23 protein-coding genes are annotated in these 23,849 nt (G+C 63.8%); 9 read left to right on the top strand and 14 right to left on the bottom strand.

The window, feature by feature from the left end; translation table 11 throughout:
• Positions 1-23 precede the first annotated feature (23 nt).
• Together A5724_RS19820 and A5724_RS19815 are read left to right on the top strand one after the other, a co-directional pair.
• On the top strand, positions 24-1,304 hold the full coding sequence (locus tag A5724_RS19820) for a cytochrome P450 (RefSeq protein ID WP_067805825.1): 1,281 nt from the start codon (positions 24-26) through the stop codon (positions 1,302-1,304).
• Positions 1,305-1,314: 10 nt separating this feature from the next.
• Positions 1,315-1,701, top strand: coding sequence for a hypothetical protein (locus A5724_RS19815; protein WP_067805822.1), 387 nt, complete (start codon positions 1,315-1,317; stop codon positions 1,699-1,701).
• Here the strand turns inward: A5724_RS19815 and A5724_RS19810 are convergent.
• On the bottom strand, positions 1,698-2,081 hold the full coding sequence (locus A5724_RS19810) for a hypothetical protein (protein WP_067805819.1): 384 nt from the start codon (positions 2,079-2,081) through the stop codon (positions 1,698-1,700). The two genes, A5724_RS19815 and A5724_RS19810, sit on opposite strands and share 4 nt — an antisense overlap.
• A 259-nt stretch (positions 2,082-2,340) precedes the next feature.
• Here A5724_RS19810 and A5724_RS19805 point away from each other — a divergent pair, with 259 nt between their 5' ends.
• The gene (locus A5724_RS19805; RefSeq protein ID WP_232004906.1) at positions 2,341-2,703 is read left to right on the top strand and encodes a hypothetical protein; all 363 of its coding nucleotides are present in this window, start codon (positions 2,341-2,343) and stop codon (positions 2,701-2,703) included.
• 16 nt (positions 2,704-2,719) lie between these two features.
• Here the strand turns inward: A5724_RS19805 and A5724_RS19800 are convergent, their stop codons facing one another.
• Genes A5724_RS19800 through A5724_RS19745 form a run of 12 tightly spaced genes read right to left on the bottom strand, consistent with a single transcriptional unit; the run spans position 2,720 to position 17,337 of the window.
• Complete coding sequence (locus A5724_RS19800; protein WP_067805812.1) at positions 2,720-4,480, bottom strand: MCE family protein; 1,761 nt, start codon at positions 4,478-4,480, stop codon at positions 2,720-2,722.
• On the bottom strand, positions 4,480-5,787 hold the full coding sequence (locus A5724_RS19795) for an MCE family protein (RefSeq protein WP_067805938.1): 1,308 nt from the start codon (positions 5,785-5,787) through the stop codon (positions 4,480-4,482). The genes A5724_RS19800 and A5724_RS19795 overlap by 1 nt, the downstream gene beginning before the upstream one ends.
• 14 nt (positions 5,788-5,801) lie before the next feature.
• Complete coding sequence (locus A5724_RS19790) at positions 5,802-7,301, bottom strand: MCE family protein (protein WP_067805809.1); 1,500 nt, start codon at positions 7,299-7,301, stop codon at positions 5,802-5,804.
• Positions 7,285-8,388, bottom strand: coding sequence for an MCE family protein (locus A5724_RS19785; protein WP_067805806.1), 1,104 nt, complete (start codon positions 8,386-8,388; stop codon positions 7,285-7,287). The genes A5724_RS19790 and A5724_RS19785 overlap by 17 nt, the downstream gene beginning before the upstream one ends.
• Positions 8,388-9,416 (bottom strand): MCE family protein, encoded by a 1,029-nt coding sequence (locus A5724_RS19780; RefSeq protein ID WP_067805804.1) that lies wholly within the window; start codon positions 9,414-9,416, stop codon positions 8,388-8,390. The genes A5724_RS19785 and A5724_RS19780 overlap by 1 nt, the downstream gene beginning before the upstream one ends.
• Positions 9,413-10,612 carry an MCE family protein gene (locus A5724_RS19775; RefSeq protein ID WP_067805935.1) on the bottom strand — a complete coding sequence of 400 codons (1,200 nt, stop codon included), beginning with the start codon at positions 10,610-10,612 and terminating at the stop codon, positions 9,413-9,415. The genes A5724_RS19780 and A5724_RS19775 overlap by 4 nt, the downstream gene beginning before the upstream one ends.
• 9 nt (positions 10,613-10,621) lie before the next feature.
• A complete protein-coding gene (locus A5724_RS19770) occupies positions 10,622-11,479 on the bottom strand; it encodes an ABC transporter permease (protein ID WP_067805801.1) in 858 nt (285 codons plus the stop codon).
• Between the two features lie 3 nt (positions 11,480-11,482).
• Entirely contained in the window at positions 11,483-12,298 is an 816-nt protein-coding gene (locus tag A5724_RS19765) for an ABC transporter permease (protein ID WP_067805798.1), read from the bottom strand.
• A complete protein-coding gene (locus A5724_RS19760; RefSeq protein ID WP_067805796.1) occupies positions 12,285-13,454 on the bottom strand; it encodes a thiolase in 1,170 nt (389 codons plus the stop codon). The genes A5724_RS19765 and A5724_RS19760 overlap by 14 nt, the downstream gene beginning before the upstream one ends.
• Positions 13,451-14,629: a Zn-ribbon domain-containing OB-fold protein gene (locus tag A5724_RS19755; RefSeq protein WP_067805794.1), complete on the bottom strand. Its 1,179-nt coding sequence runs from the start codon at positions 14,627-14,629 to the stop codon at positions 13,451-13,453. Before A5724_RS19755 ends, A5724_RS19760 begins: the two co-directional genes overlap by 4 nt.
• Before the next feature lie 18 nt (positions 14,630-14,647).
• Positions 14,648-15,856 carry a CaiB/BaiF CoA-transferase family protein gene (locus A5724_RS19750; protein ID WP_067805791.1) on the bottom strand — a complete coding sequence of 403 codons (1,209 nt, stop codon included), beginning with the start codon at positions 15,854-15,856 and terminating at the stop codon, positions 14,648-14,650.
• A complete protein-coding gene (locus tag A5724_RS19745; protein ID WP_067805788.1) occupies positions 15,853-17,337 on the bottom strand; it encodes an aldehyde dehydrogenase family protein in 1,485 nt (494 codons plus the stop codon). The genes A5724_RS19750 and A5724_RS19745 overlap by 4 nt, the downstream gene beginning before the upstream one ends.
• A gap of 248 nt (positions 17,338-17,585) precedes the next feature.
• On the opposite strand from A5724_RS19745, the gene A5724_RS19740 reads away from it, so the two are divergent.
• The 5 genes from A5724_RS19740 to A5724_RS19720 all read left to right on the top strand — a co-directional run bounded on the left by A5724_RS19740 (position 17,586) and on the right by A5724_RS19720 (position 21,237).
• Positions 17,586-18,284 (top strand): SDR family NAD(P)-dependent oxidoreductase, encoded by a 699-nt coding sequence (locus A5724_RS19740; protein WP_067805785.1) that lies wholly within the window; start codon positions 17,586-17,588, stop codon positions 18,282-18,284.
• A gap of 14 nt (positions 18,285-18,298) precedes the next feature.
• Complete coding sequence (locus A5724_RS19735; protein WP_067805781.1) at positions 18,299-19,159, top strand: mycofactocin-coupled SDR family oxidoreductase; 861 nt, start codon at positions 18,299-18,301, stop codon at positions 19,157-19,159.
• A gap of 12 nt (positions 19,160-19,171) precedes the next feature.
• A complete protein-coding gene (locus A5724_RS19730) occupies positions 19,172-19,366 on the top strand; it encodes a ferredoxin (RefSeq protein WP_067805778.1) in 195 nt (64 codons plus the stop codon).
• 13 nt (positions 19,367-19,379) lie between these two features.
• Positions 19,380-20,738, top strand: coding sequence for a cytochrome P450 (locus A5724_RS19725; RefSeq protein WP_197518724.1), 1,359 nt, complete (start codon positions 19,380-19,382; stop codon positions 20,736-20,738).
• Positions 20,739-20,811: 73 nt separating this feature from the next.
• Positions 20,812-21,237 carry a hypothetical protein gene (locus A5724_RS19720; RefSeq protein WP_067805931.1) on the top strand — a complete coding sequence of 142 codons (426 nt, stop codon included), beginning with the start codon at positions 20,812-20,814 and terminating at the stop codon, positions 21,235-21,237.
• 199 nt (positions 21,238-21,436) lie between these two features.
• Here the strand turns inward: A5724_RS19720 and A5724_RS19715 are convergent, their stop codons facing one another.
• Positions 21,437-22,291 (bottom strand): alpha/beta fold hydrolase, encoded by an 855-nt coding sequence (locus A5724_RS19715; protein WP_232004904.1) that lies wholly within the window; start codon positions 22,289-22,291, stop codon positions 21,437-21,439.
• A 279-nt stretch (positions 22,292-22,570) separates the two neighbouring features.
• Here A5724_RS19715 and A5724_RS19710 point away from each other — a divergent pair, with 279 nt between their 5' ends.
• On the top strand, positions 22,571-23,839 hold the full coding sequence (locus A5724_RS19710; protein ID WP_232004903.1) for a S9 family peptidase: 1,269 nt from the start codon (positions 22,571-22,573) through the stop codon (positions 23,837-23,839).
• Positions 23,840-23,849: the final 10 nt, after the last annotated feature.

Genomic DNA, 23,849 nt, shown 5'->3' with positions numbered 1-23,849 from the left:
GATCCGGAAGGAAACGCAAGCAGATGACCACTGATTACGACGATGTCGACTACTTCACGGATCCCTCGTTGGTGCCAGACCCTCACCCGTATTACGACCACATCCGCGGCAAGGACCCCGTGTGCTGCCCGATCAACAACGGAGTCCTCGCCGTCACCGGCTGGGAAGCGGCCAACAACGTCTACAAGGACTCCGAGAACTACTCGTCCTGCGTCGCGGTGATGGGACCGTTCACACCGATCCCCTTCACCCCGGAGGGTGACGACATCTGCGCACAGCTCGAGAAGCACCGCACACAGATCCCGATGTTCGAGCACATGGTGACGATGGACCCGCCGCAGCACACCGACGCCCGCTCGATCCTGGCTCGACTGCTGACGCCGAAGCGACTCAAGGAGAACGAAGACTTCATGTGGCGGTTGGCCGATCGTCACATCGATGAGTTCATCGCCGACGGTCGCTGCGAGTTCCTCGCCGCATACGCGAAGCCGTTCTCCCTCTTGGTGGTTGCGGATCTCCTGGGCGTCCCGGAAGCCGACCACGAGGACTTCCGTCAATCCTTCGGAGCAGGACAGCCAGGAACCAACATCGGCGCCCTGGACCACGAGGTGATCGCGACCAATCCGTTGGCATGGGCGGACGAGAAGTTCTCGCAGTACATCGAAGATCGCCGTGAATCGCCCCGCGACGACGTGCTGACCTCCATCGCCACCGCCAAGTACCCCGACGGCTCCACGCCCGAGGTGGTCGACGTCGTCCGCACCGCAACGTTCCTGTTCGCCGCCGGCCAGGAGACCACCGCGAAACTACTCGGCGCGGCGCTTCGGGTGCTGGGCGACCGGCCCGACATCCAGCGCAGGCTCCGGGAGGACCGCAGCCTCATTCCGGTCTTCATCGAGGAATGCCTGCGGATGGACAGCCCGGTGAAGAGTGTTTTCCGAATGGCCCGCAAGACAACGACTCTCGGCGAAACTCCGGTGCCTGCGGGCACCACGGTGATGGTCAGCCCCGGCGCGGCAAACCGCGATCCCCGCCGGTTCGAGAACCCGCACGAGTTCCAACTGGACCGCAAGAATGTCCGCGAACACATCGCCTTCAGTCGCGGGATCCACTCCTGCCCCGGTGCCCCGCTGGCCCGCGTCGAGGGCCGGGTGTCAATCGAGCGGCTTCTCGACCGACTGGCCGACATCAAGATCAGCGAGATCGAGCACGGCTCTATCGACGCCCGCAACTACACCTATGAGCCGACGTTCATTCTGCGCGGACTCACCGAACTCAACATCGAGTTCACCCCCGCCGGTTAGGCTTTCAGCCGTGCGCGGAATCCTCGCTTCGCTTGTGGCATGCGGAATGATCACGACGGCATTGCCTCTGTCCGCCGAAGCATCCGCGGCGTGCGATTCCGTCGACTGCGTGCCCAACCTCGCGCGAGGCGTCGCCGCCGGCGCGCCGTGTACGCCCGCACCGTCGTTCGTGTTCGGCCTCGACGCAAGCGGCGGAACGCTGATCTGCGCCTCGCAGGGCATGTGGGTGCCGGTTGGGCCGTTGGTCGGCACACGTGAGGTGGCGCAGCCATGCGACCGCGCAGGCACGACGGCGCAGCAACCCTTGGCGGGCAACGACTTACAGCTGCTGCGCACTCCTGGTGTGCCGCTGCGGTGTGCGGACGTCAACGGCGCGCTGCGCTGGGTGAACTTCTAGGTATCGCCGCGTACCCAGCGGCTGGCGCCCTCGTAGGCCACACAGGTGAGGATCAGGCCGTCCGGCGCCTGTGCCATCTCGCCGTCCATGGCGGGACAGAAATCGCCCTCATTCTTGACTCCGTGCATCTCCGGAGAGCGGAACCACCTCGGTTCGTAACGCCGCGGCGAACCACAGAACACCAGCCGCCCCCACGACGTCACGCCGAACGCATAGTAGGTGGGGTTGTCGCAGTAGGAACCGAGCACGACGCCGGGCACGATGCCGGGTGTGCAGGAGGGATAGTCGCATTCGGCGGGATCGTCGGCCCTGGCGGGGAATGCGAAGCCCAGCGAGCCGGCCGTGAGCATGGCAGCGAGCACTGCGACGGGGGACCGCACGGTGCGATCTTCCCACAGACGGGAACGAAATTCTCACTCTCGGAGAGGATTACTACCCCCCGCGATAAGCTAGCACGTTATGCGGGGAGTTGAGCTATGCGCAGGTGCTGGAGCGATCTGTGCCGTGGTCGCAGTTCTCGGTACGGCTCCGTCTGCACACGCCACAGACTACGGAGTTGCGCTCAATGGCACCTATCGGGCGTTCTCGAACGGGGAATGGGCGCAAACCAGCGCGGGTCCGAACGGCGCGGGTGGAGCCATGGTTTACATCGACCAGCCGTCGAAGATGGAGACCTTCTCTGTGACCTCGGATTGTATTAGTCCGATCGAATGCTACGGCGAGGTCAGAAGCGACGCAGGCTGGACCGGCGCGCTGAACTTCAACGGTGATTCCTGGAGGATCGACCGCGACGTCCCAAATTGGCTGCCGTGCCCCGACGGCACCGCAGCCCCCGCTCACCAGAACTTCGCGTTGTGGGGGTGGAATCCAGCGACGAGTGAGAAGAACAAGGATCGTGACCTGATCGTGGGCTGGGAAAGGACACTGGCCCCTAGTGGCGCATGCGGTTACAACAAGCCGGTTGTCACTCAGCTGCCAGTGCGACTGGAACTGATGTCTTAGCCGCGTCATGGGCTGATCAGATCGGCAGCAGGTCCTTCCACGATTTGGGTTGCGCAGCAGCAACCGGGGTCGCCACTTGCTGAAGCCGCCCATCGGGGCTCATATAACGCCCTGTGCGGGGGTCGTAGCTCGCGATCGCGACCGATGGACCGCCAGGTCCGTTGTCGTTGAACGCGCTTGGCGCGACGGGTACCCCGCCGTCTGAGGGTGGCACCTCCGCGGGGCCGGGCAGGGGGCCGTGCGGAGCGGTCGGTGCCTCCCCAGCTGCGGGAGCGACAGGAGTCTCTGCCGGCGCGACCGGAGTGTCTGGTGGCGGTATCGGCACCGGAGCGTCTGGTGGCGGTATCGGCACCCCGTTGAGCGAATTGCCCGGCGGGGGCGGCGGCAGTGGGGGCTCCGAAGGTGCGGGTGCTATCGGAGCGGCCAATGGATCGGGGGGCAGTCCGAGCGCGCCCGCACCCGGTGGCAGGGGCGTGCCCTCGATGGGTGCGTGAATTCTGTCGTTGAAGTCGACCCGGTCGTCGACCGGCACGCCTTGCGCGACCAGGTTCGGGTCGAATGGATTCGGTCCGAGGCTGTGCTGGCGCATCGCCAGGGGCACATAGCCCTTGGGGTCGTTGCAGAGTTCGACTGTGGGAGCGCGCTTTCCGGGGTGCTCCATGCAGGGGTAGTTGCGGGCGCCACGCACGGCGATGGGCGAATCCTGCGGCAGTTTGCAATACAACCCGTCCGGCGTGTCGACGGTGGTGGTGTCGGCGGGGTTGCGCCACTGCGACGGCGGCAGGAAACCGACCGTGCATGCGTTCGGATCAGCGATGGTGAGTGAGAAGTCGCTGAGGGGCAGTCCCGTCGGGTTGTTCTTCGGAAGCCCGAATGACTGCTGGGCCGCGATGACCCCGGGCAGAAGCACCAGGAGTTGTTCGAGCGAGGGGTTATACGTGACGAGGATCTGACCCAGGGTAGTGAGGTTCGCCAGCAGTACCGGCAGAGTCGGCTTTATTTGAGTGAGAAGCGCTGAAACCTCCTCCGCGAAGCCAGGTCCGCGTTGCAGGATCGCTCGCACCTGCGGGTCATCCTGCGCGACCTGGTCCGTGATTCCAGCCAAGCTGCGCGCCCACGTCCGAATCGCGTCCGTGGTCTGGGCCTGCGAATCCAGAAGTGGCCCACTGTCATCGATCAGCGCTCGACTCTGGTCAGATACGTCGTTGAGGTAACCGGTGATCTTTGACGACGAGTCGACAAGGGATTGGAAGTCGTCGCCGGCGCCGTTGAAGGCCTTGAACGACTCGTCGAGCAAGTCACTGATTCGGTCTTTTGGAATGCTGCCTACAAGCGCGCTGAGTTGGTCCAGCATCGGACCCACCTGCTGCGGGACTGTAGTGTTGTCCACGGAGATCACAGAGCCATTGCGCAGATACGGGCCCGAATCGGTACGCGGACGCAGATCCACATACTGCTCGCCGACAGCGGAAACGCTGAGGACGTTTGCCTGCAAATTCGCGGGAATCTTCGGCGAAGTGCCCAGCGTCATCTTCGCCTCCGCGCCGGTCTCGGTGAGCTTGATGTCCCTCACCTCCCCTACCTGCACCCCCCGGTAAGTCACGTTGGAAAAGCGATAGAGGCCGCCTGCGGCCGGCAGTTCCAACGTCACCTGAATGTGGCCGATACCGAGCAAGGTCGGCAACTGCATGTAGGTGAAAATCATTACCGCCACACCGACGATCGACGCGATGGTGAAGATAACCAGCTGGTTTCGGACGAAGCGCGTCAAAACCATCAGCCACCGCCTCCCGGTGTCGATGGGACCGCCGGCGGTGCCGGCTGTTCGGGGGCATACGGCCCTGCAAAGACTTGCGAGGATGTGGTCACCGGAGCCGCATTCGCCGGTGGCGCCACGGGCACCAGCGGCTCGGTGACTGCCGGCATCGGCCCACTCGGCGGCGCTTGCGGAGGAGGCAACCCCTCCGCGGCGGTCGCATCCTCGGGAGGTGGCGGCGCAACACCCACACCCAGCGGATTGTAGGAATAATTCAGATAGAACGGATCTCCGGGCGCGGGGATGAATTTAGCGTCCTGGTCGCCCCACCGAGTGCCGAGGAAGAAGGTCCGCTTCAGTCGCGGGTAGGTGATGTCGAAAACGGCGAACAGGTTGATGTTGTCCCCGCGCGCGACTCGGTCGGCGAAGGTCGGGCCGTACGGGAAGGCGGTGGCAAATCGAAGCCCAACCGTCAGATCGGGTCCGACGTCGGCGAGTGCCTTGATCGTCGGCTCGAGATTCTTCAGGTCGGCCACCAGATCGTCACCCGCATCGTTGACCAGCCGGGTCGCGGTGTCGCTCAACTGGCCGAGCTTCGACAGCGCGGTCGTCAACCGCGGCCGCTCCCTGACCAGCACATCCAATGCCGGCGGAATGTCCTTGAGCGCGCGGTCGATCACATCGCGTTGCCCCGCGAACGTGCCGGCAACTCGCCTCAGTTGCTGGATGGTGGAAATGATGTTGTCGCGTTGCTGATCAAGTACGCCAACGACGTTGTCGAGGCGGGTGAGCAGCTCGCGGATCTGTGGTTCGCGTCCTGACAACGCGGCGCTGAAGTTGTGGATGATGTCACCGATCTGTCCCAGACCGCCTCCGTTGGCGATCACCGACAGCGATGACAGTGTCTGTTCCGTGGTCGGATAGGCCGAAGACCGGTTCAAGCCGATGGTGGCACCGGGCTGCAATCTGCCAATTGGCTTTTCGCCGAGCGGCGGGTTGAGCGCCAAGTGCATCGAGCCCAGCAGGCTGGTCTGACCGACCGTGGCCACCGCATTGGCAGGCACGACCACGTCGGGCTTGACCGAAATCTCCACATCGGCATGCCAGTCTTTGACGGTCATCTTGCCGATGCTGCCGACGACGACGTCGTTGATCATGACCGGCGAATTCGACTCCATCGTAGACACATTCGGGATCTCGACGTGATAGGTCACGGCGTCCGGTCCACGTCCGACTGCTCCGGGTAGCGGTAGCGAGTTCAATCCTTCGAACGAGCAACCCGTCATCGTCACGGCCAGACATGCCCCGATGATGGTGAACCACTTCACTTTTCGCTCGCCGGTCACGGTCGTGGCCCCCCTTCTGCGGGCAGCAATGGCGTACCGGGTGCCACGGGCGGTGGCGCCTGATCAGCCGGAAGCGCAGGGTTTTGCGGAAGCAGCATGCCGTCAACGGTCGGCGGCGGTCCGGGAAGGATGGTGGGCGGACCCGGAATCGGTGCGCCGGGGAATAACGCCGGCGACGGAGTGGCGGGTACTTCTCCGCCTGGCGAATACAACCCCGGCGGCGCGGGTGGCTGTCCCCAGCCGGGGGGCGGTGGGACGTCGCCGGCACCGGTGTATGCGGACACAGTGGGCGGTGGCTCGGGCGCGTCGCCTGGCCCGGCACCTCCTGGCGCTAGCTTCGGGTCGGTGTAGATGATGTTTTCCGGTTTGGGCGCAGGTCGCAGGTACAAGTTGATGGGGAACGGCAAGTTGTTGAAATTGAGCAATCGCAAAGCCGGTCCAAGGTATTGCGAGCAGAGTTTCGCCGTTTCGGGTGCGGTGGTGTTCTCGACGGCGCCGATCAGGCCGCAGAAGAAATAGACCGGATTGGCGAAGTTGGCGAGCGAAATCGCGCCGCTCACTCCGCCGGAGGGCGGGTAGTAGATATTTTGGTAGTTGGCGACCGCGTTCGGCGTGATATGGAGGACGTTCTCCACAGCCATGCGGTTGTCGACCAGGATCTGGGTGACTTCGCCCAGGCTCCTCACCTGCTCGGACACCTGGTCGCGACTGCCGGCGACGAAGCGCTGCACCTCGCCGAGGGCGACGGACAAATCCTTTAGCGCAGCGTCCAGATCGGACGTACTGTCGTTCACGACACTTGTCAAACTGGCCAGCCGGTTCTCGAACATGACGATCTGTTCTCTGCTGTCGCGAAGTGCGGTGACGAAGATCTGCAGATTCTTGATGATAACGGCGACGTTGCCGCCGCCTTCGGCGAAAATCCTTGCGGCGCCAGACAATTGGGCCAATGTCTGCCGGAGCTTGGCGCCGTTGCCGTCCAATGCGTCCGCGGCGCTGTCGATGAACCTCGAAATGGAGGTGCCCGACACCCCGGCCTTCGGCCCCAAATCCGTTGCCAGGCGCATCAACTGCGTCTTGACCTCGTCCCACTCCACGGGGACTGCGGTTCGGTTGCTGGGTATCACCGCGCCGTCATGCATGGTCGGTCCGCCACCCTTCCGGTACGCCGGCGTGAGCTGTACGTACCGCGCCGCGACCAGATTCTGCGCGACGATCACGGCCTTGGCGTCAGCCGGAATGGGCACGTCGCGATCGACCTTCAAGGTCATCTTCGTTTGCGTGCCTTCGGGTTGGATGGAGTCGATCTTGCCCACCTTGACGCCCGAGACGCGGACCTCATCGCCGGGATAGATGGCGGTCGCGGTCGGGAAGTAGGCGGTGATGGTGTGGGGTTTGAAGAAGGCCAAGCGCACCAACATCACCGCTCCGGCCAGGAGGACCACGGCCAGAAGCACGGCGGTGAGTGCGACGAGGCGCTTACGGGTTGCCATCATCGGGCAGGTCTCCTGGTAGCGGGATCCCGTTGACTGGGAAGGGCAGCTCGGCGCGTGGGCCCGCGTTGTCCGGCGGCTGACCTGCGTCCACGCCGCGTCGGAAACCGAAGACGTAGTCCAAGAACGGCTGCAGGATCTGCGCTGGTGAAATGTTGGGTACGAACGCGTTGTAATAGGCGCCGGTGGCCACGATCTCACCTTGAGTGAGCTCGTATTTGGCCAGGCCCGGGATCGCCTTGGAGAGATTGTCCCGATTCTTTATCAGCATCGCGTTGACGCGATTCAGCCTTTCCAGCGTCGGCGCCAACTTCTGCTCGTTGTCGGCAACCACGCCGGTTAGTTCCCGCGACACCGCCGATGTGTTGGCGAGCAGGCTGACGATCGCCTGTCGACGCTCGTTGAGCACCGCGAGCAGATCGTTGGCATTCAGGATGAGCGTGTTGACCTGGTTGCTGCGTTCCGAGAGGATGCCGGTCACGTCGCCGGCGGTTTTCAGCAGCTCGGCCAAACTTTGATCGCGATCGTTGAGCGATTTCGACAGTCGCGACAGGCCGTCGAACGTCGGCCCCAACTGCGGCGAAATCTGGTCGAGCGTCGCCGCCAACGTGTCGAGCGACTGGTTGAGGGTGTCGGTGTTGGTTGCAGCCGTGTTCGCGGTGAGTTCACTGACCGCGTCGGTCAGCGAGTACGGCGACGACGTGCGCGTCACCGGAATGATCTGATTGTGGTCCAGCGTGCCGCTTCCCGAGGAGTCCAAGGCGAGCACCCGCTCCCCCAGCAGGGTTCCGGTTCGGATGTGCGCAGTGGTTTCCGAGCCGAGGGCGGCGCTACCTGCGATGGTGAAGGTGACCAGCGCGTCGCCGTTGTCGAGCTCGATCGAGGACACCGAGCCGACCTTGATGCCAGACACCGTCACGTCGTTGCCCGTCGCGAGGCCGCCGGCCTCGGTGAAGAGCGCCTGGTACTTGATGGCGGTGGCGTATTGCAGCAACCGTTGCGGTTGAAGGCCCACGACGATCACCAGAATTATCAGGATGACGCCGATGACCCCTGCTTTGATGAGTTGGGATCCGCTGTATCTGTCCATTACTGTTCGGCGCACCTCCCTGTCTCTTGTTTGATCCAGGGAAAGACCACGGTGCGGCCCGTCAGGTCGCTGGCCCGGAAGGTGATCCCGCAGATGTAGTAAGGGAAGAACGAGCCGTAGGAGCCGACCCGCGCGAGTTTGCGGTAGAGCTCGGGCAGCCGCTGAAGGGTAGCGTCAAAATAATCTTTGTGTTTTCCGTCCAGCAGGGGAGCCAGCCTGCTCAACTGGTCGACGGTGCCGGCCAACGGCGGGCGCGCACGGCCGAGCAAGTCGGTCAGGGAGGCGGTGCCGTTGTCGAGAGACGTGATCGCCTGACCAATGGGATCGCGGTCGGCCGACAAGCCACTGACCAGTTGCTCGAGCCGGTCGATCGCACCGGAGAATTCGTCACCGTCCTTGGAGAGTGTTCCGAGCAGCGTTCGCAAGTCGTCGATCAACTGCTCGATGACCTGGCTGTTATCCGCCAAAGAGTTTGAAAATGACGATGTCTTCGAGAACAGCGATTCGAGTGTGCCACCTTGACCCTGCAAGATTTGGACGAGCGACGAGGTGAGCGCGTTCACGTCTTGCGGATTCAGCCCTCGGATAACCGGTTTCAGCCCCCCGAGCAGCAAGTCGAGGTCCAGGGCGGGTGCGGTACGATCCGCGGGTATCTGTGAGCCGACCGGTAGTATCTTCGTCGATCCCGGGCTGTCGGCGAGTTCGAGAAAGCGATCGCCGGTTAGATTCAGATAGCGAATCTGCGCTCTAGTTCCTGTGGTCAGCACGACGTCGCGATCCGCGTCGAACTCGACGAGCACCTTGCGATCCGGTCGCAACGACACCGTGTTCACAGTGCCGACCCGAATCCCCGCGACCCGCACGGTATCTCCCGTCTTGAGTCGTGAGGCGTCGGTGAAAATCGCCGAGTACCCGTTCGTCGCACCAGTTCTCATCTGGCTGAAGATCAAGAACAGGAAGGCTGTCAAAACCGCCATCACGATCGCGAAGACCGTGAATTTGATGAGCGTGCCCCTCGAGCGTGTCATCCGGGCATTCCGATCTGTGCGGAGTTACGCGGCGGTCCAGGAATCGGCCCGAACAACCAGTTCTTGAGTCCCGCTGAGTTCAACAGAATGCCCTGGTTCCCGTATTGGTACGGATTGGCGCCAACATCAGCGACGATGGCCGGCACCCGGAACTCCGGGGGAACGTTGGGCAGACCCAGTTCCTTGCAATATGGCCGACCCTTTGCGGCCACCTTCGGCAGGTCATTCGGATAGCGATAGCGCTCGGTACCGAGTGTCAGACCGGCAGACACGACCACGGCGCTGTTGTTACCGGGAAGTGGTGGCGAATTCGCCATCACGGCTAGTCCGGCAATCGAACAATTCACTGATTCGTGATACCGGTTGAGTAGTTCGGTGGTGGGCACCAGCAGGCGCGCCACCTCGGCCAGCGCTGGTTCGTTACCGCCGATCACCTCGTTCCCGATGTCCGCTAAACCAATTGAGCTGACCAGGAATTGGTCAAGCTCCTGTGGTTGGTCGACGACGGAATTGCTGATCGTTGTTGTGCTATCAGCGGCCTTGATGAGGTCGGGTGCTGCATCCGCGTACGCGCTGAGTGTCGGAACCGCGGATTCGAGATCGCGGCTGAGGTTTGGCAGGCTCGGTTCTATTTCGGCGAGGAAAGCGTTGAAATCGGTCAGCGTCCTGCCAAATTTCTCGCCGCGACCGTTGAACGCCTTCGCGATTGCGCCGAGGGTCTGGTTGAGCTTCGCGGGGTCGATCTTGTCCAGCACCTGCACCAACTGCTGAAAGACGGTGTTTATCTCGACCACGACGTGCTGGCTCTGGATCACTTGACCGGGACGGAGGTGCTGCGCTGAAGGATTATCCGGGGGAACCATGTCAACAGACTTGGCTCCGAACACCGTTGACGATTTGATGTCGACGTTCACGTTTGACGGGATGAGATGTAGCTGCGACGGATCCATCGCCAGGTGCAGCGCCGCGGTACCGTCGGGCTGGTACTCGATCGACTCGACTTTGCCGACCTGCACGCCACGCATCTTGACCTTGGCATCGTTGTTCATCACCAGGCCAGCGCGATCCGAAATAACCGTCACCGGCTCGGTTTTGGAAAAGCTGCCCCGGAACAGGCCGATGGCCAAAGCGATGATCAAGCCAATGGCAAGGACCAATGCCAAGCCCGTCAGCGGGCGTACCGCACTACTCTTCATCGGCCGCACCTACCCTGACAGGTTGAAGTTGCCGTTGGAACCGTAGATGGACAGCGACACCAGAAGGGTTACTGAGACGACTACGACTAGCGAGGTGCGCACCGCGTTCCCAACTGCGACCCCGACACCTGAGGGTCCGCCGGCGGCGAAATATCCGAAATACGTGTGTACCAACAGGATCGTGATCGCCATCAGTATCGCCTGCAGGAAAGACCACAATAGGTCGATCGGGTTGAGGAAGGTGTTGAAATAGTGGTCATACAACCCGCCGGACTGTCCGAACAACACCACCGTCGTGAACTGGGAAGCCAGAAACGACAGAACCACCGCAATCGAATACAGCGGCGTGATCGCGATCATCCCCGCGATTAGCCGGGTCGACACCAGGTATTCGATGGGACGGATCGCCATGGACTCCAGCGCGTCGATCTCCTCGTTGATTCGCATGGCACCCAACTGCGCGGTCACGCCAGCGCCGAAGGTGGCGGCCAGACCAATACCTGCGACCACCGGTGCGGAGATGCGGACGTTGATGAATGCGGCCAAGAAGCCGGTGAGCGCCTCAATGCCGATATCGCCGAGGGACGAATACCCCTGAACGGCCAATGTGCCACCGGCTGCCAGGGTCAAGAAGCCGACGATCACGACGGTGCCACCGATCATCGCCAACGTCCCTGCCCCCATGGAGATTTCGGCGATCAGCCGCACAACCTCCCCACGGAAATGAACCGCGGCATGCGGTACCCCGCCGAGTGCCCGTAGGTAGAACAACATGTGATCGCCGACGTTGCCCAGCCAGTCGGTGGGCTTGGCAAGCCCCCGGGTCAGCCTCGGATAACGACTACGCAGTACCGTTCGTGTTCCCATCGGTCAGCGGCTTCCGGTCGTCATCTGGATACCGATGGCCGTGACGACAACGTTGATCACGAACAACGCCATGAACGCGTACACCACGGTCTCGTTGACCGCGTTACCGACAGCCTTCGCGCCACCACCAGAAATGGTGAGCCCGCGGTAGCAGGCCACCAACCCGGCGATCAACCCAAACAGCAACGCCTTCACACACGAGATGATCACCTCGGGAACCCCGGTCAACAGCGTGATGCCCGCAGCGAACGCGCCCGGGTTGACGTCCTGGATGAAAATCGAAAACGTATAGCCGCCCAGGATTCCGATGATCACCACAAGGCTGTTGAGCAACAGCGCCACCAGGCCCGCGGCTAGCATCCGCGGTGTCACCAACCGCTGCACCGGATCGATACCCAGCACTTCCATCGCGGCGATCTCTTCGCGGATCGTGCGCGAGCCAAGATCCGCACACATCGCGGTCGCGCCCGCACCGGCCACGATCAGCACCGTCACCAGCGGACCCACCTGCGTCACCGCCCCGAACGCCGCACCCGCACCGCTCAGGTCAGCGGCGCCCAATTCGCGCAGCAGAATGTTGAGCGTGAACGACACCAGCACGGTGAAGGGGATCGCTACCAACAACGTAGGTGCCAGCGAAACCCTCACAACAAACCACGACTGCTCCAGAAACTCACGCCACTGAAACGGGCGTTGGAAGACGAACCGCACCGCGTCCTTCGACATTGCAAACAATCCACCGACGGCCTCCATCGGCTTGGAACCACGTCCGAGCGAGATGCCGGTCGACCACCGTTCGGGTCCACTACCGCGCGCCATGAGCCGAGCCTTCCAGGAGGGTGACGGCAGCCACCGCGGTAGGGCCGCCGATGTTATGCGCCAATCCGACCCGCGCACCGTCCACTTGGTTGACTGCCTCCCCTCGCAGTTGCGCGAAAAGCTCCACGCACTGTGCGACGCCAGTCGCCCCTGGGGGATGGCCCTTGGCCTTCAGCCCCCCGCTGGGGTTGACCGGCAGCGCACCGCCGACACTTGTCACGTCAGCTTCGACAAGCTTGTAGCCCCCGAACCGCTCGGCAAAGCCCAGATCTTCATAGCTCATTAGTTCGATTCCCGTGAAGAAATCGTGAACTTCGCTGACGTCGACGTCTGCGGGTGTCATGCCCGCCATGGCGAACGCCTGCTTGGCCGCACGCGTGGTGGCGGGGAACGTGGTCATGTCGGGCTTGTGCTGGTGCATCACCGAGTCGAGTCCGAGTCCGACGCCGCGGATCCACACCGGGCGATCGGTGAAACGATCGACCACGTCTTCGGCGGCGATCACGAGTGCCGCGGCGCCGTCACTCTGCGGCGCGCAGTCGTACAGCCGGAACGGAGTGACGACGGTGGGGGCCGCCATGGCCTGCTCGAGGGTGATCTCAAATCGCAACCGCGCCTTGGGATTGTTCACTCCATGGCGGTGGTTCTTGACCGCGACCATGGCCAGGTGCTCCTGAGTCGCCGGTGATTCGTACATGTAGCGACGCACGTGCAACGCGAAACCGGCGGGCGACACCAACCCCAATGGGTAGTCCCATGCCATGTCGCGCGCCATCGCCTCCCACTTCCACAGCATGTCCTTGGAAGTGGTGTCGCGGAGTTTGTCGGCCCCCATCACCAGTGCCACATCAAACGCACCGGAGGCCACCCCGAACAGCGCATTTCGCACCGCGTCATTGCCCGTGGCACAGGAATTCTCGACGCGCGTGACAGGCAAATCGGGAAGACCGAGCGAATCCGCGAGGATGCCCGACGGGAAGCCGTCCGCGGTTCCCATCGCGCCGAACCAGGCGGCCTGCACATCGGTCTTCGACAACCCTTTGTCGACGCTTTTCGCGCACTCGGCGAACGCCATCGGTAGCAGATCCTTGATGCCGAGCGCGAAATGCTCACCAAACGCGGTCATGCCCGCTCCGACGATCGCCACGCGCCTCACGCCGCGACCGCCCGCTCCGGCTCGAACATGTATCCGTAATCCGGTACCCCGGAACGGATTGCTACGCGTCGCAGCGCCAGTCGTCCGCGGTCGCCGATGTCCACGGTGCCCGCTTCGACGCCGGTCACCTTCACCAGCGCCCGCACCCCCGCTCCGTCCAGGTCCACGATCACCAGGGAGTAGGGCGTGCGCAGCCCGGGCACCGGCATGTGCACGGTGGTTTCGGTGTACACGGTTCCGGTCCGTGGCAGCGCGATCAATTCATAGTCAGTGGCCAGCGCGCCGTCCTCGGCGACCCGGAAGCGCGGCGGGAAGTCCAGTTCCGCACTGCCCGCGAGCTTGCCCGCCTCCCAACGCGTCTTGGCCTCGAACGCCCGCTCGTAGGCGGCCAGCGAGATCGGGATGTCACCGCCTTCGAGGTACGTGCCCTCGGGCGTCGGGCGCGCGGGCGGTTCCCGACGATGAATCTCGGCGATGCCGTTGCTCACCGTGATCCCCGACAGGCTGGCCTGCTCGACGGCGACCAACGGCCCGGTGATCCCAGATTCGGCCATGCCTGCGAGCGCGAACAGGCCGGCACTGGCGCCCGTCGTCGGCAGCGGCGCCGGATGGCCGACGCACATCTCGACGGCCCGATCATGTTCGACGCCGGCCACCGCCGCAGGGGTGTCGAGCCACGCGGCGGCCAGCGAGGCAACCAGGCCCCGTTCGTGCAGCAGTCGGGGATCGCCGTAGTCGGTGACATCGCCGGTCGCGTTGCGAGTGCGCACCGGAAGACTGCGGGCGATACGCGCGGCGGTGCGCACCTGTAAACCTCGCTCGGCGGTCAGGATCGCCGCCGCGCCCGCCGGGTTGAGGTCGGTTCCGATGATCAACGTCCGCGGCCGCGCCGAACTGACCGCGTCCAGCGTGGCGGGTGCGCCGCCGAGGCGTTCGTCGACCTCGAGTTCGGGATCAAGGCCCAGACCGGCCAGCAACACCGCGGCGTTGCTGCTCTCGAGCAGGGGCATGTCGCGGCTGACCACGACGACTCGTTCGACCGCGCCGCTGGCAATCAACGCGGCACGGCCCGCCTCGACCGCAAGGGTGATCGCGTCCTCGTCGTCGCCTGCCACCCGATGCTGAGGCGTACCCCAACACGGCAGGTAGGTGCCGATCGACGCGACATAGGGCATTGAGATCGACTCCCGAACCTAGGTGACGGCGCCGGCCGTCTTGAGCTCAATGATGCGGTCCCAATCCAAACCGAGTTCGGCCAAGATTTCGTCAGTTTGCTCCGCAAAACCCGGCGCTGGTCCGGTTTGCGGTGCGCTGACATCGAACTGCACCGGATTCGCGACCAATTCGAGTTCGCCCGTCGAAACGATGTATTCGTTGGCCCTGATCTGCGCATCCTCGGCGGCCTGCAGCGTGTCCTGTACCGGCGCCCACGGGCCTGCCAGCGTCGAGAATCGCTCGCTCCACTCCGGCAGGGCGCGCTTGCCCATCGCCTCGCGCAGGATTTCGACTGCGGCGGCGGTGTTCTCGGCGATCGATTCGACCGTCGCGAACCGGGGATCCTCGATCAGGTCGTCGAGGTCCATGTGCCTGCAGACGTCCGCCCAAAACTTGGTCGGTTGCATCATCACGAAGGAGATGTAGCGGTCGTCGGCGGTGGGATACACCCCAACGAGCGGGTTGATCGGCGAACCGTGCACACCCGGCGGCGGTTGCACCATCAGTTGGTTCAGGTGCGACGTCAGCGCGACCGTGTGCCCCATCGACCAGAGCCCGCTGCCGAGCAGTGAGACGTCGACCACCGACGGTTCGCCGGTGCGTTCGCGCTTCAGCAGCGCGGCCGCGATGCCGCCCGCCAGGTTGGTGCCCGAGATGGTGTCGCCGTAGGCGGGGCCCGGCGGGCCGATCATGCCCTCGATGCCGGGCGGGGTGATGGTGGCCGCGGTGCCCGCGCGGCACCAGAACGCGGTCATGTCGTAGCCGCCTTTGACCGACTCCTCACCACGGGGGCCCAACGCGCTGCCCCTGGCGTAGACGATGTTCGGGTTCACCGCGCGGATGTCGTCGACGTCAATGCCGAACTTCTGGCGGTGTCCGGGCAAGAAGCTGGTGAGGAACACGTCGGCGCGACGGGCCAGGTCGAGCAGCACCTCCAGGCCCTCCGGCACCGACATGTCCAGCCCGATGCTGCGCTTGCCGCGGTTGGCGTGTTCGATGTTCGGGTTGGGATCGCCCTCGACGCGCAGCGGGCCGGTCTGACGAAGACCGCGCTGCGGGTCGCCGGTGACGGCGTGTTCGACCTTGATCACGTCGGCGCCCCACTCACCGAGCACGGCGCCCGCCGACGGGACGAACCCGTACATCGCGACCTCGAGGACCCGGATCCCTTCCAAGGGCCTCATCAGCCGACCACCGTCGCGTACGTCTTCGACTCCAGGAATTCCTCGAGTCCCGCGGTGCCCATCTCACGACCAATCCCGGACTGCTTGTAGCCGCCGAACGGACTATCGGGGCTGAAGTAGTTGCCGCCGTTGATGGAGAAGGTTCCGGTCCGGATGCGGCGGGCCACCGCGAGCGCACGGTCCGGGCTGCCGAACACCGCACCTGAGAGGCCGTAGATCGAATTGTTCGCTATCAGCACCGCATCGTCGTCGTCTTCGTAGGCGATGACCGCCAGCACCGGCCCGAACACCTCCTCCTGGGCGATCTCGCTGTCGGGGTCGACGTCGGTCAGCAGGGTCGGGGTATAGAAGTAGCCCGGGTCCACCTTTTCGCCGCCGGTCACCAGCGTGGCGCCCGCCTCGACGGCGCGCTTGACCATGCCGTCGACCTTGTCGCGCTGCTTCTCGCTGATCAGCGGACCCATGTACGTCGACGGGTCGGCTGGATTTCCATAACGCACCAACCCGAAGTTGTTCTTCACCAACTCCACGATCTCGTCGTGGTGCGCGCGCGGCACCAGCAGCCGCGACGTCAGCGCACAACCCTGTCCGGCGTGGGTCACCATCGAGAACGCGGAGAACAACGCGGCGGTGTTGAAGTCGGCGTCGTCGAGCACGATTGCGGCCGACTTCCCGCCGAGTTCCAGGAACACCTTCTTGAGGGTGTCGCTCGCGGCCGCCATGATCCGACGGCCGGTCGGCGTCGAGCCGGTGAAGGTGACCATGTCAACGTCGGGGCTGGTGGTCAGGATCGCGCCGATCTCCGAGTCCGCGCCGCTGAGCACGTTCACCACGCCCGCGGGAATGTCAGTGTGATCGGCGATCAACTCGCCGAGCGCGAGTGTGATCAGCGGGGTGTCCGGAGCCGCCTTGAGCACCACCGTGCAACCCGCCGCCAAGGCAGGCGCCAGCTTCGCGAGTGCCAGTTGGTTCGGGTAGTTGTAGGCGATGATCGCGGCCACCACCCCGCCGGCTTCCTTCTCGACCCAGCGGTGGTGCTGCATGCCGCGGCTCTCGATGTTGCCGAGGTCCTCGGTCATCGGATAGGTCTTCAGGAGCTCCGCGTAATAGCGGACGATGTCGATCGGCGCGTCCAGCTGAGCGCCCTGACACAGCGACTCGGTGGCGCCCACCTCGGCGATGGTCAGTGCGGCAAGCTCGTCCCGGTGCTCGACGAGGGCCCGATGGAACTGCTCGAGGCAGCGGATGCGCAGGTCGGTATCGGTCGACCATTCAGTCTCGTCGAACGCGCGGCGCGCGGCGGCGACAGCGGCCTCGGCGTCGGCCACGGTGGCGTCTGGCGCGTACCCGAGGACCTCACCCGTTGCGGGGTTGATAGAAGGAAACGTCCGTTCGGTGTGGAGCAGCTTTCCGTCGATCAGTAGATGCCGCTCTGCCGACTCGTCACTGCGTGGGTCACTCAACACGGTGGGCGTTTCCTGCACGATCCTCCTCAGCACGCATCCGCATGTGATGGAAACTTCATTCTCATCCGCCGCGAATCATACATTCGCATACAGAGAACTCAAGCAGATGCGCAGAACTCCCCCTGCCTGCGATTAGCGCTAAGACAAACAGGCTCCAACGTCTCACCAGTGCGAACGACACTCCTCTACTGTCTTGCGATAACGCACACTCCGAGAGTACGGTTCTCATAATCGGAAGGACGGTTCTTGATAACTGAGGCCTGCGCATGAAGACCGCGGTTGTTACTGGTGGCGGCTCCGGCATCGGACAAGCCGTCGCCAGACGACTGCGGGCAGACGGTTTGGACGTCGCGACCATCGACCTCAATCCGTCGGATGAACAATTCGCCTTCACCGCCGACGTCGCCGACCGCGCCGCGGTCGAGGAGGCGTTGACGGCGATCCGCACTCAACTGGGCCCGGTCACGGTTCTGGTGAACGCCGCCGGACTCGAGAAGTTCAAGCGGTTCACCGAGTTGAAGTTCGAGGACTGGCAGCGGGTCATCGACGTCAACCTCAACGGCGTGTTCCACTGCGTCCAAGCGGTGCTGCCCGACATGATCGAGGCGGGGTGGGGCCGCATCGTGAACATCTCCTCTTCGAGCACTCACTCCGGGCAGCCGTACATGGCGCCGTATGTCGCCGCCAAGTCGGCGGTCAACGGGCTGACCAAGTCGCTGGCGCTCGAGTACGGGCCTGCGGGCATCACCGTGAACGCGGTGCCGCCGGGCTTCATCGACACCCCGATGCTGCGCAAGTCCGCAGAGCGCGGCTACCTGTTCATCGACAAGAACATCGAGTCGACACCGGTGCGCCGGATGGGCAGACCCGAGGACATCGCCGCGGCGTGCGCATTCCTGATCTCCGAAGAAGCCGGGTACATCACCGGGCAAATCTTGGGCGTCAACGGCGGCCGAAACACCTAAGGAAAGGACTTTCAATGGGACGCGTTCAGGGGAAGGTCGCTTTTGTCACCGGCGCGGGGCGCGGCCAGGGCCGCAGCCACGCGATACGGCTCGCCGAAGAGGGCGCGGACATCATCGCCGTCGACCGGTGCGAGGACTTCGCGACGGTCGGTTATCCGATGGCCACGCCGGAGGATCTCGAGGAGACCGCGCAGTTCATCGAGAAGACGGGGCAGCGTGTCGTCACGGCCAAGGTTGACGTCAGCGATGCGGGACAGCTCAAAGCCGCGGTGGACAACGGCGTCTCAGAACTGGGTGGTCTCGACATCGTCGTCACGTCGGCGGGCATCGCGGGCATGAAGGGCTCCTGCGACATGCATGCCTGGGTCGACGTGATCAACACCAACCTGATCGGCACGCTGAACGCCATCCATGTCGCACTGCCTCATCTCCGTGAGGGCGCATCGATCATCGCCACCGGTTCGACCGCCGCCCTGATGGATGTCTCGAAGAACGACAACCCCGGCACCGACCCGGGTGGCGCCGCCTACCTCCACTCGAAGCGGCTGCTGTCACAGTACGTCCACAACCTGGCGACCGAATTGGCGCCGCGAGGTATCCGCGCCAACGTCGTTCACCCGACGAATTGCAACACCGCGATGCTGCAGAGCGAGCCGATGTACAAGTCGTTCCGCCCCGACCTGGAGCACCCGACCAAGGCCGACGCCGAACCGGTGTTCTATGTGCAGCAGGCCATGAAGGTGCCGTGGATCGAACCCGAGGACATCAGCAACATGGTTCTCTTCCTGGCGTCCGACGAGGCCCGCTACATCACCGGCACGCAGCAGCGCGTCGACGCGGGCGGCTACCTCAAGTGGTACGACTACCACATCTGATCGGACTGATGCATGAAGGTTTTCGTTGATTCAGCGCGCTGCCAAGGCCACACGCTGTGCTCGATGATCGCGCCGGATTCGTTCGAGCTCAGCGACATTGACGGCACGTCGTCACCGGTGAATGAAGTCGTTCCCGCCGACCAGGAGGACGCCGTTCGCGACGCCGTGCATTCGTGCCCGGAACAGGCCATCTCGATCGAAGAATAAGGGAGACAGGATTTTGAGCGTCGACGACTTGAGCGCCGCCGATCGCAAGAAGAACCGCTACTACTTCGATCGCCACACGCCGGAGTATCGGCTGCAGTTCGAGAAGATCACCGAAGAAATGCAGGCCAAATGCCCGATGGCGTGGTCGGACACCTACAACGGGCACTGGGTGGCCGCTGACAGCAAGCATGTCTTCGAATTGGCGCGCTGCCCCGCGGTTTCCAATCATCACGACCTCACCGGCGAAACGCCCTACCAGGGCATCACCATCCCCAAGGCGCAACGCGCGACAGTGGTGCGCGGCGGCATCCTCGAGATGGACGAACCCGAACACAGCACCTACCGGGGCGCGCTGAACCCGTATCTGTCGCCCGCAGCTGTCAAGAGGTGGCAGCCGTTCGTCGACGAGATCGTGCGCGCGGCGCTCGACGAGAAGATCGAATCAGGCCGGATCGACTTCGTCGACGACCTCGCCAACATCGTGCCCGCGGTGCTCACGCTGGCGATGATGGGCATCGAGTTGAAGAAGTGGCCGGTCTACAGCGAGCCTGCGCACCTGTCCGTGTCCACCCCGGAGCACTCCCCCGACGCCCCGCGCGTCGCCGAGATGAACCGGCAGATGGGCATCGACATGATCAACACCATGATGGAGGTCCGGGAGAACCCGCGACCGGGGTTGATCAACGCGCTGCTGCAACTGCGGATCGACGGCGAACCCGCCCCGGATCTGGAAATCCTGGGCAACCTCGGGCTGATCATCGGCGGCGGATTCGACACCACCACCGCGCTGACCGCGCACGCGCTGGAGTGGCTGTCCGATCACCCCGATCAGCGTGCACTGCTCAGCCGGAACCGCGACACCCTGCTCAATCCCGCGACCGAGGAATTCCTCCGGTTCTTCACACCCGCGCCAGGTGACGGCCGCACGTTCTCGGAGGATGTGGAGGTCGAGGGGACGAGATTCAAAGAGGGCGAGCGACTCTGGATCTCGTGGGCGATGGCCAACCGCGACCCGTCGGTGTTCGAGCAACCCAACGAATTGGTCATGGACCGGAAAGGCAACCGCCACTTCAGCTTTGGCATCGGCCTGCACCGGTGCGTCGGCTCGAACGTCGCCCGATCGGTCTTCAAGTCGATGCTCACCGCTGTGCTCGATCGGATGCCCGACTATGTGTGTGACCCCGGGGGCACCGAGCATTACGAGACCATCGGCGTAATCCAGGGCATGAAGCATCTGCCCGCGACGTTCACCCCGAGCAAGCCGCTGGGTCCAGGTCTCGACGAGACGTTGGAGAAGCTGCAACGCATCTGCAACGAACAGGAACTGGCCCGGCCGATCACCGAACGCAAGGAAGCGGCGGTAATCGACTGATACCAACCAAAGGGTTTCGCTAAGTGATTTGATTGGCAGCCGTCGGGTGATTGGAGGAACCGTGAAGTCCGTCATGGTCACGATCGTCGCCGCGGCGCTGTCGGCCGTCGCGGCGCTGCTCGCCCCGCCGGCCGACGCGGGGATGCTGGTGGGAAATTACGACGTACTGACCAACCGGTACGAGCGGGCATCGTGGGTGTGGTTCATCTCGAATTGTCAGCCACCTGCCCCAGACTGCCTGGACATCAGCGCGATACCGCGACTGAAGTTCTACGCCTATTACGACGGCGACGCGCACCTAGCCAACGGCCGATATACCTTGAACGTAAACGTGCCCGACGGATTGCAATGCCTTCCCGGCTATTCATTGCCGACACAAGAAACCTGGACGTGGGACGAGGTCACGCTCGCCGGAACCATCGAGTCCAATTACGACGTCGGCTGCTTCAACGGTCCGCCCGGTTCCCAATTCTGGACGTTCGCGCTGCAGCGACTGTGAGTTCGGCGCGGCGTACATCGTCCTCGACGTTGAGCTTCACGACGGAATTGCCCGACAGTCGATTCTCCGGCAAGTCTCTGACACTCAAGCAAGAGTACAGTCGCCCGAACGTCCTTCGACGCTGACAGACAGGCCGCGGGATCGATTGCGGCACAGGACGTCACTGCGAAGCTGTTCGCTGAAGGCGTTCGATGGGGGGTTAGCCTGCTTGCTCGGTAACCAGACGACGGTGCACCGATTCGATTGCCTCGCGCAGTCCCCTCACAAAGTTGTTGGACCGCAGCGTGCAGCCCGCGTGGCCCGCGTCCACGGTCACGATATGCGAATCGGTTATCTGGCTGGCCAGCCAGCGTTGGCGTGCCACGCCAATGGCGCGGTCGCGCAGAGGAATCACAACCGACGTAGGCACATCGATCTCGGTCACCCACGATGTGGAGTCGAACCGCAGGAGTTCGGCGATCGCGCGGGTAATGGCTCCGAGGCTGGTGGTGCGGACCTCCCCGAGCAGCCACTCGCTGTCATTTGTGATGAGCTCGGCGGCAGCGAGCGCGGCAGCGGCGGGCGAGCGCGCAGGGGGGCTGATTGCGTCGAGTATCGCCGCGAACAGACCGGTTGCCAACCGCTCATAGGCGACGCGGTTGTATGCCGCGGCTCCCGCGCACAGCACCAGACCGTCAACCTTTTGTGGGTGGCGACGCCAGATTAATTGCGCTACAAACGATCCCATCGAGTAACCGACAGGAACGAACGTCCGTACGCCTAGTACATCCGCGAGTGCGGCAGCGTCGTCGGCGCAGTCCTCCAACAAGAACCGTGCGGCCGAGATGCCCTGACCATGGCCACGTTGGTCGAATACCACTACACGGCCGAACTCGCGCATCATCGCCAACGTCGGATACCACGTCATCAGCCCCGTGCAGGCCAATGAGTGCAGCATGAAGAACGTGGGTCCATCCGCAACCGGCCCGGAGTCGACCACAAAGGTGCTACCACGTCCTGGTAGCTCCACGGTGCGGCCGGCCGGCACGCGACCCACCGGCGCGATGCCGGGCACTCGCGGCGGAAGCCACGGCAAGCCCAATGGGCGGCGGCGCCCATCCATGCTCCCATTACAGCACGTGTGCGCGACACGGTTTGCCCATAACGGGCTGTTCCGGCGAATTTGAATTCGTTTGCCTAGCCCCGTTCCTACCGACCTTGTGGATGATCGGTTCCGGACGGGACACGAGGTCGGCAGAAGTCAGCCACTGGTTCGAAGTCGGCGCCTTGTCCCCGGCGCTAGGGTTGGTCAACGACTCGATTCCAACCGCTTGGCGGGCGAAGTAGAGATCACATGCAGGACAGCGAGCAGGCAGGCATTCCGGCTACCGCACCAGGCGACGCCGGCGAAGCGTACGAGCCTGACCGGCGGCGCGGCGGTGCCCTTCCGCTGGCACAGGTGCTGGGGCCGTTCACCCGGACCGGCGGCTTTTACGCCCGGTGCTGGGGCAACTATCTGGATCGTCAGGCCGACGAGCTTCCAGTGGCACGACCGACACTTGCGCTCGCGGCGCATGCGTTCGGCGACGAAATCGTGCTGCTGGGCTTTCATTTAATGCGATCACCCCCGGATCCGACGACGATCGAACGGATCAGAGGCGAGGTGATCGCCGCACTTGAGTTTTATCGCGAAATGGGGTGGTTGAAGGACCCTGAGGGCTTCTTCGCAGCACCGCCGACGCTGACCGACGTGTCCATCAGGCCCGTCAAGAGCCTGGGGCGGACGTACGAGCGCATCTTCTTCGACAGTGAGTATGAGCCGCGTGCGGGCGAACCGGGCCGCGAACGGTGGTTGAGCTACGCCGCCAACAGCCGCGAGTACGGCTTGATGTTGCGACACCACGAGCCGCGACCATGGCTGGTGTGTGTGCACGGCGCGGAGATGGGGCGAGCCGCCCTGGACCTCGCGCTGTTTCGGGCCTGGCATCTGCACCAGGACCTCGGCCTCAACGTCGTGCTTCCCGTCCTTCCCATGCATGGTCCCCGTGCGCGGGGCCTGCCCAAGCGCGCCGCCTTCCCCGGCGAAGATGTGCTGGACGACGTCCACGGGACAGCCCATGCGGTGTGGGATATCCGTCGTCTGTTGTCGTGGATACGGTCGTATGATCCGGGCTCTCCGATCGGGTTGTACGGCGTCTCACTCGGCGGTTACCTCACGTCGCTGGTCGCCAGCTTGGACGACGGCCTCGCCTGTGCGATTCTCGGCGTCCCGGTCGCCGATCTGGTCGATCTGGTCGGCCGCCATGCCGGCCTCGGCGACTACGAAGCCCTTAGCCGGATGCTTACGGTGGCCAAGCCCATCGGCCGGATGATCTCCCCAATCGCGCTGACTCCCAAGGTGCCGATGCAGGGCCGCTACCTTTACGCCGGCGTCGCCGACAGGCTGGTACACCCTCGCGACGAGTCCACCCGGCTCTGGGAGCACTGGGGCAAACCCCAGATCTGTTGGTATCCCGGCGGTCACACCGGGTTTTTTCGGGCACGGCCGGTGCAGCAGTTCATTGACGATGCTTTGGTGCAGTCGTGGCTTGTCGACGCGGCGTGGAGACAACGGAAACGGTGATGGAGCGCCT

This window comes from Mycobacterium sp. ACS1612 (assembly GCF_001667505.1).
GTDB lineage: Bacteria > Actinomycetota > Actinomycetes > Mycobacteriales > Mycobacteriaceae > Mycobacterium.
Note: the sequence above shows the minus strand (reverse complement) of the source record. Positions and strands in the feature narration are given on the sequence as shown.

Coding starts and splice junctions, on each gene's coding strand:
- A5724_RS19740 (WP_067805785.1), top strand. CDS start 17,586: ATGAAGACCGCGGTTGTTACTGGTGGCGGCTCCGGCATCGGACAAGCC.
- A5724_RS19800 (WP_067805812.1), bottom strand. CDS start 4,480: ATGGTTTTGACGCGCTTCGTCCGAAACCAGCTGGTTATCTTCACCATC.
- A5724_RS19770 (WP_067805801.1), bottom strand. CDS start 11,479: ATGGGAACACGAACGGTACTGCGTAGTCGTTATCCGAGGCTGACCCGG.
- A5724_RS19775 (WP_067805935.1), bottom strand. CDS start 10,612: ATGAAGAGTAGTGCGGTACGCCCGCTGACGGGCTTGGCATTGGTCCTT.
- A5724_RS19765 (WP_067805798.1), bottom strand. CDS start 12,298: ATGGCGCGCGGTAGTGGACCCGAACGGTGGTCGACCGGCATCTCGCTC.
- A5724_RS19710 (WP_232004903.1), top strand. CDS start 22,571: ATGCAGGACAGCGAGCAGGCAGGCATTCCGGCTACCGCACCAGGCGAC.
- A5724_RS19755 (WP_067805794.1), bottom strand. CDS start 14,629: ATGCCCTATGTCGCGTCGATCGGCACCTACCTGCCGTGTTGGGGTACG.
- A5724_RS19735 (WP_067805781.1), top strand. CDS start 18,299: ATGGGACGCGTTCAGGGGAAGGTCGCTTTTGTCACCGGCGCGGGGCGC.
- A5724_RS19720 (WP_067805931.1), top strand. CDS start 20,812: ATGGTCACGATCGTCGCCGCGGCGCTGTCGGCCGTCGCGGCGCTGCTC.
- A5724_RS19805 (WP_232004906.1), top strand. CDS start 2,341: ATGGTTTACATCGACCAGCCGTCGAAGATGGAGACCTTCTCTGTGACC.
- A5724_RS19820 (WP_067805825.1), top strand. CDS start 24: ATGACCACTGATTACGACGATGTCGACTACTTCACGGATCCCTCGTTG.
- A5724_RS19730 (WP_067805778.1), top strand. CDS start 19,172: ATGAAGGTTTTCGTTGATTCAGCGCGCTGCCAAGGCCACACGCTGTGC.
- A5724_RS19790 (WP_067805809.1), bottom strand. CDS start 7,301: ATGATGGCAACCCGTAAGCGCCTCGTCGCACTCACCGCCGTGCTTCTG.
- A5724_RS19785 (WP_067805806.1), bottom strand. CDS start 8,388: ATGGACAGATACAGCGGATCCCAACTCATCAAAGCAGGGGTCATCGGC.
- A5724_RS19780 (WP_067805804.1), bottom strand. CDS start 9,416: ATGACACGCTCGAGGGGCACGCTCATCAAATTCACGGTCTTCGCGATC.